The organism is Bacillus sp. FSL K6-0993 (assembly GCF_037977205.1).
In the GTDB taxonomy this organism is placed as follows: Bacteria; Bacillota; Bacilli; order Bacillales; family Bacillaceae; genus Bacillus; species Bacillus subtilis.
This window is the reverse complement of the sequence record NZ_CP150275.1, coordinates 1980728-1992889: the sequence shown is the minus strand read 5'-3', so window position 1 is coordinate 1992889 and position 12162 is coordinate 1980728. Positions and strand designations below refer to the sequence as shown.

The window sequence follows — 12162 nt, the reverse complement described above, 5'->3', positions numbered from 1 at the left end:
AACATGGGGAAACCAACTGGATTTATGGAGATCAAACGAGAAAAACCTGCGGAGCGGGACCCTCTCACTCGCTTAAAGGATTGGAAAGAATATTCTGCTCCTTTTTCAGAAGAAGCATCGAAACGGCAAGGGGCGCGGTGCATGGATTGCGGTACACCGTTTTGCCAGATCGGTGCTGACATTAACGGATTTACATCCGGCTGTCCGATTTACAACTTAATTCCTGAATGGAATGATCTTGTCTACCGGGGCAGATGGAAGGAAGCATTGGAACGTCTGTTGAAAACAAACAACTTTCCTGAATTCACAGGGCGGGTATGCCCCGCTCCTTGTGAAGGATCATGCACTTTAGCGATTTCAGACCCGGCCGTATCAATTAAAAACATCGAGCGGACCATTATCGATAAAGGATTTGAGAACGGCTGGATTCAACCTAGAATTCCAAAAAAACGAACAGGCAAAAAAGTGGCTATCGTCGGGTCGGGCCCAGCCGGACTGGCGAGTGCTGACCAGCTAAATCAAGCAGGGCATTCTGTCACTGTTTTTGAGCGCTCAGACAGAGCGGGCGGTCTTTTAACATACGGCATTCCAAACATGAAGCTTGAGAAGGGCATTGTAGAACGCCGAATTAAATTGCTGACGCAAGAAGGAATTGATTTTGTCACGAACACAGAAATCGGTGTTGACATTACAGCTGATGAGCTAAAGGAGCAATTTGATGCTGTGATCCTATGCACAGGCGCTCAAAAACAGCGGGACCTCTTAATTGAAGGACGCGACTCAAAAGGAGTCCATTACGCGATGGACTACCTGACACTTGCAACAAAAAGCTATTTAGATTCTAATTTTAAAGACAAGCAATTCATTGATGCCAAAGGGAAGGATGTCATCGTAATCGGAGGCGGAGATACAGGAGCTGACTGTGTGGCTACTGCTCTGCGTCAAAAAGCCAAAAGCGTGCACCAATTCGGCAAACACCCGAAACTTCCGCCAGCCCGCACGAATGACAATATGTGGCCTGAACAGCCACACGTCTTTACGCTTGAATATGCATACGAGGAAGCAGAAGCAAAATTCGGAAGAGATCCGAGAGAATACTCCATTCAAACGACAAAAATGGTTGCGGATAAAAACGGAAAGCTGAAAGAGCTTCATACCATCCAAATGGAAAAAGTGAAAAATGAGCATGGAAAATACGAGTTCCGCGAGCTGCCTGGAACGGAAAAAGTATGGCCTGCTCAGCTTGTCTTTATCGCTATCGGCTTTGAAGGCACAGAACAGCCGCTGTTGAAACAGTTCGGTGTTGATTCAGTAAATAACAAAATCAGTGCAGCATATGGGGATTATCAAACAAATATCGATGGTGTATTCGCCGCAGGGGATGCAAGAAGAGGCCAAAGCTTAATCGTATGGGCGATTAATGAAGGCCGTGAAGTGGCGCGTGAAGTGGATCGATATTTGATGGGGAGTTCAGTTCTTCCGTAAATAAAGGGGATTATCATATAAGAGAAACCGGTCTGGCTGCCAGGCCGGTTTCTTTTTTTATTCCATTACGATCCCGATGTTTCCAAACTGTCTGCCTTCCTGCATTCTTTTATATGCTTCACATGCTTTTTCTAAAGGGTATATCCGGTCAATTACAGGCCGCAGCTTATGTTTGTCAATGAAAGCGAGCATAGCTTGAAATTCCTCACCGCTTCCCATCGAGGTTCCCAAAACATTGACCTGAGGAAAGAATAGAGAACGCACCGGAAAACTGAGATTATCCCCTGAGCTTGCCCCAAAGCTGACAATACGGCCATTTGGTTTTACATGGCGGAAGTATTCCGAAAAGAGGGCAGGTCCTATGCTGTCAAGAACAACATCCGCCTTTTTTCCCTGCAACTGCTCATCCCAATTGCTGTAGCTGTCAAATGCGTAATCAGCACCTAATTTCAGCGCCTTTTTTCTTTTCTCCTCACTGCGGGAGGTCACGCTTACTGTTGCCCCAATCGCCTTAGCCATAAATAAAGCGTAGGTTGCCACACCGCTGCCGATGCCGGGTATCAATAGATGCTCGCCTTTTTTTAATTGCCCCTTTGTAAACAGAGCCCGATATGCAGTTAAAGCGGATAAAGGTAAAACGCCCGCTTCTTCCCAAGATAAATAAGCAGGTTTTTTGATTGCATTTTGTGAAGGAATGATCACATATTCAGCAAGTGTTCCGTCCGAAGGACCTCCCAGAATCTCAGGTACAGGTGGAACATTCTCAGTCAAATCCCAGTTCAATGTCGGGAAAATGACTACTTCTGTCTGAACAGTAACATTTTTCACGCCTTCACCAATCTCTTCGATGATACCCGCGCCGTCAGAACCCAGTATCACGTGAGGATCTTGTTCAGATTTGTTTTTCATAAGAAGCAAGTCACGATGATTCAGGCCCGCAGATTTTAATTTAACCTTTACCTCTCCGTATCCCGGCTTTGTTGATGGAACGTCTTGAACTGATAACCCCTGAAGGCCGGCTTTTCCGTTGTGAATTACAGCTTTCATGCTGTCTGCCTCCTCATAGAATTGTATTTTCATATCTTTACATATTTTACATAGCAGTTTTCTTCGAGTAAAATGAACAAATATGATAGTCAATATCACTTTTCATCATAGCAAGCAGGTGAGAGCGCGTGGAAAGCGGAGATTTAAAGATTTTTCAGGCTGTTGCCCGCGAAGGAAGCATAACGAAAGCAGCTCAAATGCTGAATTATGTTCAGTCGAATGTGACAGCCAGAGTGCATAACCTTGAGGAAGATTTGAATATCAGGCTTTTTCATCGAACGAATCGGGGAATGAAGCTGACTGCTGCAGGAGAAAATCTTTTACAATATGCAGATCAAGTATTATCGCTGTTAGACCAAGCTGAAAAATCGACCCGAATGAGCAGGCAACCAAAAGGGCCTTTGCGGATCGGATCACTGGAAACGACGGCGGTAACGCATCTGCCTGAGCATGCAGCATCCTTCCTCAGGCGTTTTCCTGAAGTGGATTTATCAGTGAACACAGCTGATACGCATCATTTGATTCAACAGGTTCTTGATCATAAAGTTGATGGCGCTTTTGTATATGGGCCGGTTGAACACGCTGCAGTTAGACAACTCCATGTTTCCCATGATGAATTAGTTTTGATTTCATCACGAGAAGGGACGGCAGAAGACATGCTTCTGCAGCCGATGCTCTTTTTTGGGGCTGGCTGTTCTCATCGTGACAGGGTCAAAAGATTACTAGAGGAAGCAGGCATACACAATCAAAAAATCATAGAGTTTGGCACATTGGAGGCAATTATAAAAGGTGTTTCCGCCGGGATGGGTACGGCGCTGCTCCCAAAGTCCGCTGTTGACTGCTCCGAGCATCGTACAAATGTGTGGATTCATCAACTGCCACCAGCATATCAAGACTTAGAGATCGTCTTTATATACAGGAAAGACTTTTTTATTACGAGTGCGTTTCAGACATTTCTTGATGAGATAAACGAAATGAAAAGTTGAAGATAGACGTGTTGGATTTCTGGTCTGATTCACTGCATTAGCAGAATAAAGACGTTTGTCAAGGAAGCAGTCATTCTTCTGTCATTTTGGATTGCTATCAGGGATACAGAGCATCAGCAATGCCCGTTGTTATTAAAGATCTGCATAAAAAAACTGTACTCATTTGAAGCGAGTACAGTTTTTTTATTTATTTACGTTTTAAATTAATGCCGATCGCCGCTCCGTTTCTGCTTGAATCAGCTACGCCTTTAAAGGTACCGTTTTCATGGTCGATCGATATACTTTGTACGTTTCCGATTTCCACCGGACTTGTGCCGAATTTGTGGCCCATGCCGTTTAGCTTGCTGAGGACATCTTTAGGAACTCCGTCCTCGTAACGGTAAGAGCTCATGCTGTTTGTGTAAATTCTCGGCTCTTCAACAGCTGCTTTTAATTCCATACCATATTCAATGTGGTAGAGAATGGTTTGCAAAACGGATGAAATAATCGTGGCCCCGCCAGGAGATCCAACAGTGAGGACAGGCTTGTCATCCTTAAATAAAATCGTCGGTGTCATGCTGCTTAAAGGCCGTTTGTTTGGCTGTACTTCGTTAGCTCCGCCTGGTATCGCATCAAAATCCGTTAATTCATTGTTTAGGATGACTCCGTAATCAGGGACCATAATACCCGTACCAAACAACTGTTCGATTGTGGTTGTATAGGAAACAACATTTCCCCAACGGTCAGCAACTGTAAAGTGGGTTGTTTGGCCTTCTACTTTGTCTTTCGGCTGTTCAACTTGTTTATAGTTTGCTGATCCTTCTTGGTATTTCCAAGGGTCACCGGCTTTCGGTTTTTTATTCACTTGATCTAGGTTGATTAATTGCTGGCGTTCTTTAATATAATCGGGGTGAAGCAGGCCTTTGAGAGGAACATTTACAAATTCGGGATCACCTGCGTAAGACGCACGGTCGGCATATGACAAATGCATCGTTTCAGCAAGCAGCTGATATTTTTCCCATGAGCGGACATCGTATTGTGAAAGGTTAAAATCATCAAGGATTTTCAGCATTTGCAATAAGAAAATACCGCCGGAGCTTGGAGGAGGAGTAGTAGCGATTTGATAGCCTTGATAGTCTCCCCAAATCGGTTCATCAATTGTAATGTCGTAATTTTCTAAATCTTTTTCTGTCATTGATCCGCCGAAATCCTGGACAGTGTCAGAAAGCGCCTTGGCGAATTTTCCTTTATAAAAAGCGTCAGTGCCTTTGGAGCGAATAAGCTTAAATGTTTTAGCCAAATCCTTTTGAATAAGGGTATCTCCTTCTTTAAGCGGTTCGCCATTTGGCAAAAATACATCTTTTGCGGCAGTCCGTGAAAGTTTTTCCTGATAATCAGAAATGGCATCTGCCAACACTGAATCAATCGGAAAGCCTTTGTCAGCGAGTTTAATAGAAGGGGTAATTAATTGCTTCATTGAACGGGTTCCCCATTTATCCAAGGCTTCTTCCAACCCTTTCAGCGTGCCTGGAACACCAACGGCAGTACCTTTTGTCACTCGTTCAGAGAAGGGAATTGCTTTGCCGTTTTCATCCAAAAACATGTCAGGGGTTGCGCCTGCTGGAGCACGCTCACGGCTGTCGATTATCGTTGTATCCTTCGTTTTTCCGTCATACACCATCATAAAACCGCCGCCGCCAATACCTGACATCATCGGCTCTGTTACATTGAGTGCAAATTGAATGGCAACCGCTGCGTCAATAGCATTTCCTCCTTTTTTCAGCACATCAGCACCGATTTCAGAAGCAAGAGGATGTGCGGTCGCAACCATGCCGTCTTTTCCTACATCTACTTGTTTGTACTCATCGTAGCTTTTGGGCGGTTTTTTAGCTTCCGCGTGAAAAGGGACACTTCCAGCGACTAACAGAACACTAAGCAGAGCTGTTAAACAGACGTTCCACGTTCTTTTCATGTTCTCCCTCCTATATGAAGCTGTATTGTTACAATCTTAGCGTAAAAAAATTACAGCGTTTTCACAAGTGACAAATGGTATATTATATAGTACATAAAGCCGTTTTTCTGTGCAAAATTGATTATATTGATATGAGCCATGTGCTATATTAGAATCAGCATACGGATTAAGAAGGGACTGCTATATGTATTTAACGATTGAAGAAACAGCAGAATATACAAATCTTTCAGAGGATTATATTAAAAGCTTGGTGCTCGAAGGGAAAATCAGAGCCGTTCATGACGGGGAGCAATTTTTGATTTATAAGGATCAGTTCAACACGCATCTCGAACAGCTGGAGAATTACAAAGCACTGGTGCAGGAAATATTAAATGAACCAATCCCGGAAGATATTGATGTAAAGGATGAGGATTAGGACACAATTTGAAATTGTGTCTTTTTTTGTATGTTTTTTTGCGGAAGCTCCAGAAAATTGGGAGCGTCAGATTTCGTTTTAAGAGGATTTTTGATGATTAGTAGGGGGATAAGTATCCAAGAGGTTAAAAGCTTTATAAGAGGCTTTAAAGCTTATTTTATAGGGTGAAGGTTTTAAGAAGCTTTTTTAAAAGCTTATGTAACACTATGTATATTATGTTACATAAATGCAGCCGCACTTTGACATTCAACGTTTTTCAGATATAATAGTAACATAGACCTCAAAACGTTACATAATGGTTTTTAAGGAGTTTTTTGATGCATATTGTACAGCCGATTCGCAGTCTAGAGAAAATCCAAGAAGTCAAACAGTATTTGCTTAACAAAAACAAGCGGGATTATTTTCTGTTTATTTTCGGCATCAACAGCGCGCTCCGCATTTCTGATATTCTGCCGCTGCAAGTGAAGGACGTTCAAAATAAAGATCATTTATGGGCGACTGAAAGCAAAACGAAAAAGAAAAGAAAGATTCTTATTTTAGAATCGCTGAAACAGGAAATATACGAGTATACGAAAGACATGAAGGAAAACGAATATCTTTTTAAATCAGTGCGGACCAGGAAGCCGATTTCCCGCATTCAGGCCTACAGAATTTTAAGAGAGGCCGCTGCGGCGTGCGGACTTGAGGAGATAGGGACGCATACACTCCGGAAAACGTTTGGCTATCATTTTTATCAGCGAACGAAAGACATCGCCGAGCTGCAGAGAATACTGAATCATTCATCACCATCAATTACAATGCGGTATATTGGTATTGATGAAGATACAACAAGAGCCGCGTATAAGGTTTTTGGAGGGCTTTAATACAAATCGCTTGAAAATATTGATCATCAGAGCTACTATATAAATACCAAAAGCTCTAGTAGCACAGCGGATAGTGCAGCAGTTTCCTAAACTGCAGGTCGGGAGTTCGAATCTCTCCTAGAGCGTTATATTCACAAAAAGACAACAGGCACTTTTCGCCTGTTGTCTTTCTTTATGCAGACCAAATAAAAAACGCCCGCTTATACCGGGCGTTTTTCTTATATAACTGCGTCAAATTGATTGACTTTCCATTTTTTATTTTCTTTCACGAATGTCACTTTCCGTTTTGCAGAAGGGGATCCGTCTAAAGTAGGGACGGTAAATTCGTATGTGATTGTGCCGCCTTTTTTAGAGATCAGTTTAGCAGTTGATTTTTTCCAATTCAAAAGATTGTCTCCGTCACCGATTGGAACAGCAAGTTTTCCTTTTGAAACAGTGAAATGATAATCTTTAAAGCCTTTTTCGATTGCTGTTTTTGTAAAAATAGGAGTTAAATAATTCACCGCTTTTGCTTTAGTGCCTAGATCACTGCACATGTATACATATTGAAGATTTTGATACTCGAATGTGCCTGATGGGCAAACTGCTTTTTTCACCTTCGGATTGTGGCCGCTCATGGTGTTCCAAAAATGTTCTCTAGCGGATAATGCCAACTGTAATGCTTGTTTTTGTGATAAATCGCCTGATGTATTTTTCGCAAATGCATTTGTGCTTAATGACAGAATAAGTGCAATGGTTGTTAGAAATAGAAGACATTTTTTCATTATCGCTCTCTCCTTCAAAATCTCTTTCTCTTATGTTACAAATGTTACAATAATTACGGGTAGATTACAATACTTTTGCATAAATTATTTTTTATTCTTTTACTCACAAAAAATACGCCATTACTTGCTAGTTTATTCTTCATAAGCTAAAAAGATGTGTAAAATTAGAAGAATCGGGAAGGGTTTCATATGTGCAGTGATGAATAATAACATGTTACATATCCTGTTTTTGTCAAAAAATGAGGGCATGTTTAAAAACGATTTCAAATAAAGGAGTCCTTTAATATGGAAACATCACAAGAACCTCTTGTAACTCAAAAGAAAAGCAAACCATCAGTTTGGCGGTCGATGTCACTCTTTTTGGTGCCGCTTCTGCTGAGCAATGTGCTGCAATCAGTCGGTCAGCTAGTCGGGATGATGGCTGTAGGCAGATGGCTCGGTGTTGATGCAGTGGCAGCTGTATCATCCTTTTTCCCGTTATTTTTTCTTTTAATCTCATTTACGATTGGGATCGGTTCAGGAAGTTCGATTCTGATCGGACAAGCTTACGGAGCGAAAAATGAGGAACGGCTAAAGGCTGTTGTCGGGACGACGCTCACGTTTACATTTTTATTAGGCGTTGTGTTAGCCGTTATCGGCAGTATTTTCACCCTGGATATCCTTCGTTTAATGGGAACACCTGAAAATGTCATTCATGTCAGCGCTAACTATGCACGTATTTTATTTTATGCTATGCCGTTTATGTTTTTATATTTTGCATATACTACCTTTTTGCGCGGAACAGGAGATTCCAAGACACCGTTTTATACGCTGATTGTGAGCACGGTCATCAACATCGCGCTTTTGCCTGTTTTAATCCTTGGCATGTTTGGTTTTCCGAAACTGGGCATATACGGCTCGGCATATGCAACTGTCATTTCCACGATTGCGACTTTTCTCGTGTTAATGGTGTATTTACGAAAGCGAAAACACCCGCTGCAATTTGATAAAACAGTGCGTCGTTATTTGAAAATGGATAAGGAACTGCTGGTTCTCCTGCTGCGTCTTGGGGTCCCAGCAAGCATCAATATGATTCTTGTCTCATTATCAGAGATAGCGGTTATATCATTCGTCAATCATTACGGCTCTAATGCAACAGCTGCATACGGAGTGGTCAACCAGGTGGCCAGCTATGTACAGATGCCGGCCGTTAGCCTTGGTATTGCGGTTTCTATTTTCGCTGCGCAATCGATCGGAGCAAACGAGTTTGACCGCTTAAAGCAGGTCATTCGCGTGGGGATTTGGCTGAATTATATCATTGGCGGCGTACTGATTATTCTGATCTATGTTTTTTCACATCAGATTTTATCGTTATTTTTAACCGAGCAAGAGACGCTTTACATTGCGCACCGTCTTTTGATGATTACATTGTGGAGCTATTTGCTGTTTGGAAATGCCCAAATTATTTCTGCAACGATGCGGGCAAGCGGAACGGTTTTATGGCCGACCGTCATCAGTATTTTTGCAATCTGGGGAGTAGAGGTGCCTGTCGCTTTCGTCCTTTCTCACTATACAAAGCTTGAAATACTCGGCGTCTGGGTTGGTTATCCAGCTGCGTTTGCCGTCAGCTTGCTGTTGATTTATGGGTATTATCAATTCGTCTGGAAAAAGAAACAAATCACACGTCTCATCCAATAGCCTCCGAATCACACCGTTCATAAGTTTGAACGGTGTTTTTTTATTTGATAGGGGAAAATATAAAATGGAGGAAATATGGTACAGTACATTGAATTCTTATACTAGCAATGAATCAAGGAGAGGTTGAGTAAACATGGCAAACTTTATTGAGAAAATCACGTATTTGGGAACGCCGGCCATCAAAGCGGGCAACGAACATCTAGAAATGATTGTTGTCCCTGAGTGGGGGAGCAACGTCATTTCTCTCGTGGACAAAACAACAAAAGTCCAGCTTTTGCGTGAACCGGAAACAGCAAAAAGTTTTCACGACACACCAACATTGTATGGCATTCCAATCCTGTTCCCGCCTAACCGCATAAGTGACGGTACATTCAGTTTCCGGGGCAGAACGTATCATTTTGATATCAACGAGAAGGATAAACACAACCATCTTCATGGGTTTCTTTACCATGAAAAGTGGAACGTAGTGACCGCGAAGAAAACTGATGAAGAAGTGATTGTTGAAACAGAAATTGATCTTTCTGAGCTCCCCCATGTGTATAAGCAATTTCCTCACCATGCCGTCGTTCGGATGACATACACGGTAAAAGGGAATACTCTGTTTAAACATGCGACGGTCATGAACAAAGGAAAGGAAGCGTTTCCTTGGGGAATTGGTTATCATACTACATTTGTGTTTCCGGCAGAAAGCTCGTTATTCTCCCTGACAGCAGATCAGCAATGGGAGTTGGATGAACGCCTGCTGCCGATCGGGAAACTGATGGATGTACTGAATAAAGAAGCTTTGCATGAAGGAATGGATTTGCGCCACAAGCAGCTGGATGATGTCTTTTTATCTTCTTATCAGAAGAGGGGCGGAGAAAACCAGGCAGTCATTTATCATCAGCATGCACATATCAGCATTATTTATAAGGCAGATGAACAGTTTAAACATTGGGTTGTATACAATGCGGACGGAAAACAAGGGTATTTATGCCCTGAACCTTACACATGGGTGACAAACGCAGTGAATCTTGATTTACCTTCATCACTCACTGGTTTACAAGTGCTGGAGCCGGGAGAAAAAACGACAGCTAAAAGCAGTATCACCATTGAACTGAATCATCAATAGCCAATGATGAAGCGCAGAGAGGCGGGGAAATTAATGAAAAAAAGCATAAAGCTTTATGTTTCTGTTTTACTGCTTTTCGTCGTTGCTTCGGTGCCTTATATGCATCAGGCTGCGCTTGCCGCTGAAAAACAAGATGCACTTTCCGGGCAGATCGATAAGATTTTAGCTGATCATCCTGCCCTCGAAGGCGCAATGGCCGGCATCACCGTTCGCTCTGCGGAAACAGGTGCTGTTCTATATGAACATTCAGGAGACACCCGAATGAGGCCTGCCTCTTCTCTAAAGCTTTTGACAGCGGCCGCGGCACTTTCTGTCCTTGGCGAGAACTATTCTTTTACAACCGAGGTCCGGACGGATGGAACACTGAAAGGGAAAAAGCTGAATGGTAACCTTTATTTGAAAGGGAAAGGCGATCCGACACTTTTACCATCTGATTTTGACAAAATGGCTGAGAAATTGAAACATTCCGGCGTAAAAGTAATTAAAGGCAATCTGATCGGTGATGATACGTGGCATGATGACATGCGATTATCACCTGATATGCCTTGGAGCGATGAATACACATATTATGGCGCGCCAATCTCCGCTCTAACAGCGTCTCCAAACGAAGACTATGATGCAGGCACTGTGATTGTTGAGGTCACCCCAAATCAAAAAGAAGGGGAAAAGCCTGCCGTGGCTGTCTCTCCAAAAACCGATTATATAACGATTAAGAACGATGCTAAAACGACTGCTGCCGGTTCAGAGAAAGACCTCACAATCGAAAGAGAGCATGGAACAAACACGATTACAATTGAAGGGAGCGTACCGGTTGACGCAAACAAGACAAAGGAGTGGATTTCTGTCTGGGATCCTGCCGGATATGCCTTAGATTTATTTAAGCAGTCACTAAAAAAACAAGGAATTACTGTGAAAGGGGACATCAAGACGGGTGAAGCACCTAGTTCTTCAGATGTGCTGCTCTCTCATCGCTCAATGCCTTTATCGAAACTTTTTGTGCCGTTCATGAAATTAAGTAATAACGGACATGCCGAAGTGCTCGTAAAAGAGATGGGGAAAGTGAAAAAAGGAGAAGGGAGCTGGGAAAAGGGACTCGAAGTGTTAAACAGTACGCTTCCGGAATTTGGTGTTGATTCTAAATCACTCGTCTTAAGGGACGGATCAGGAATCTCACATATTGATGCTGTATCCTCAGATCAACTTTCACAGCTGTTATATGACATTCAGGATCAGAGTTGGTTCTCGGCTTATCTAAATTCTTTACCTGTTGCGGGCAATCCTGACAGAATGGTGGGCGGAACGCTGAGAAACCGCATGAAAGACACTCCTGCACAAGGAAAAGTAAGAGCAAAAACCGGATCGCTCAGTACGGTAAGCTCTCTATCTGGGTACGCGGAAACAAAGAGCGGAAAAAAACTTGTTTTCTCTATTCTTCTAAATGGATTGATTGATGAAGAGGATGGAAAAGATATTGAGGATCAAATCGCTGTCATTTTGGCAAATCAATAATAGCGGCAGACCTGTTTTCCAAGAGAAAACAGGTTTTTTTATGTCTGTAATAACGCTTTGTCGAACCTTCCAACAATTAGAAGAATGATGCACAAAAGCAAATTAGTTCGATTAAAAAGTAGTGTATAAGACCTTATGCAAAACAATACTTTTATCACTTTATATCCGGAAATTTGATAAAAAAAGAAACGAAAAATAAAGAAATAATACTATATTCAAAAAAATGTTATAAAAATTTAATGTTTTTTATTGTACTTTAAAAAATATCCGTTAATATAGTGCATATATGGATTATATAGTCATATAATTTCTTTTATTGTCATTTTTCTGCTTTTTTCTACTTTTTCTTATCCT

At 42.1% G+C, this 12162-nt stretch carries 10 protein-coding genes and 1 tRNA gene; 8 read left to right on the top strand and 3 right to left on the bottom strand.

Annotated features, from left to right (window positions below):
- Nucleotides 1-3 precede the first annotated feature (3 nt).
- On the top strand, nucleotides 4-1485 hold the full coding sequence (gene gltD, locus MHH79_RS09980; RefSeq protein WP_014479972.1) for a glutamate synthase small subunit: 1482 nt from the start codon (nucleotides 4-6) through the stop codon (nucleotides 1483-1485).
- Nucleotides 1486-1542: 57 nt separating this feature from the next.
- Here the strand turns inward: gltD and MHH79_RS09975 are convergent, their stop codons facing one another.
- Complete coding sequence (locus MHH79_RS09975) at nucleotides 1543-2532, bottom strand: zinc-binding dehydrogenase (RefSeq protein ID WP_251217962.1); 990 nt, start codon at nucleotides 2530-2532, stop codon at nucleotides 1543-1545.
- A 128-nt stretch (nucleotides 2533-2660) separates the two neighbouring features.
- Here MHH79_RS09975 and yofA point away from each other — a divergent pair, with 128 nt between their 5' ends.
- Nucleotides 2661-3518 (top strand): LysR family transcriptional regulator YofA, encoded by an 858-nt coding sequence (gene yofA, locus MHH79_RS09970; RefSeq protein ID WP_251217961.1) that lies wholly within the window; start codon nucleotides 2661-2663, stop codon nucleotides 3516-3518.
- Nucleotides 3519-3705: 187 nt separating this feature from the next.
- Here yofA and ggt read toward each other — a convergent pair whose 3' ends face one another.
- On the bottom strand, nucleotides 3706-5469 hold the full coding sequence (gene ggt, locus MHH79_RS09965) for a gamma-glutamyltransferase (protein WP_047182697.1): 1764 nt from the start codon (nucleotides 5467-5469) through the stop codon (nucleotides 3706-3708).
- Nucleotides 5470-5653: 184 nt separating this feature from the next.
- On the opposite strand from ggt, the gene MHH79_RS09960 reads away from it, so the two are divergent.
- From MHH79_RS09960 to MHH79_RS09950, 3 genes are all read left to right on the top strand, one after another.
- Nucleotides 5654-5884 carry an excisionase family DNA-binding protein gene (locus MHH79_RS09960; protein WP_063335125.1) on the top strand — a complete coding sequence of 77 codons (231 nt, stop codon included), beginning with the start codon at nucleotides 5654-5656 and terminating at the stop codon, nucleotides 5882-5884.
- 317 nt (nucleotides 5885-6201) lie between these two features.
- Complete coding sequence (locus MHH79_RS09955) at nucleotides 6202-6747, top strand: site-specific integrase (RefSeq protein WP_003231473.1); 546 nt, start codon at nucleotides 6202-6204, stop codon at nucleotides 6745-6747.
- Nucleotides 6748-6799: 52 nt separating this feature from the next.
- Nucleotides 6800-6872: transfer RNA gene (locus tag MHH79_RS09950), tRNA-Arg, on the top strand.
- Nucleotides 6873-6965: 93 nt separating this feature from the next.
- Here MHH79_RS09950 and iseA read toward each other — a convergent pair.
- Nucleotides 6966-7511: a DL-endopeptidase inhibitor IseA gene (gene iseA, locus MHH79_RS09945; RefSeq protein ID WP_015714038.1), complete on the bottom strand. Its 546-nt coding sequence runs from the start codon at nucleotides 7509-7511 to the stop codon at nucleotides 6966-6968.
- Nucleotides 7512-7796: 285 nt separating this feature from the next.
- Between iseA and MHH79_RS09940 the strand changes: the two genes are divergently transcribed.
- The 3 genes from MHH79_RS09940 to dacB all read left to right on the top strand — a co-directional run bounded on the left by MHH79_RS09940 (nucleotide 7797) and on the right by dacB (nucleotide 11808).
- Complete coding sequence (locus tag MHH79_RS09940; protein ID WP_004399508.1) at nucleotides 7797-9188, top strand: MATE family efflux transporter; 1392 nt, start codon at nucleotides 7797-7799, stop codon at nucleotides 9186-9188.
- A 133-nt stretch (nucleotides 9189-9321) separates the two neighbouring features.
- Complete coding sequence (galM, locus tag MHH79_RS09935) at nucleotides 9322-10299, top strand: aldose 1-epimerase (RefSeq protein WP_340035126.1); 978 nt, start codon at nucleotides 9322-9324, stop codon at nucleotides 10297-10299.
- A 33-nt stretch (nucleotides 10300-10332) separates the two neighbouring features.
- On the top strand, nucleotides 10333-11808 hold the full coding sequence (gene dacB, locus MHH79_RS09930; protein WP_340035125.1) for a D-alanyl-D-alanine carboxypeptidase/D-alanyl-D-alanine-endopeptidase: 1476 nt from the start codon (nucleotides 10333-10335) through the stop codon (nucleotides 11806-11808).
- The last annotated feature ends 354 nt before the right edge of the window (nucleotides 11809-12162 follow it).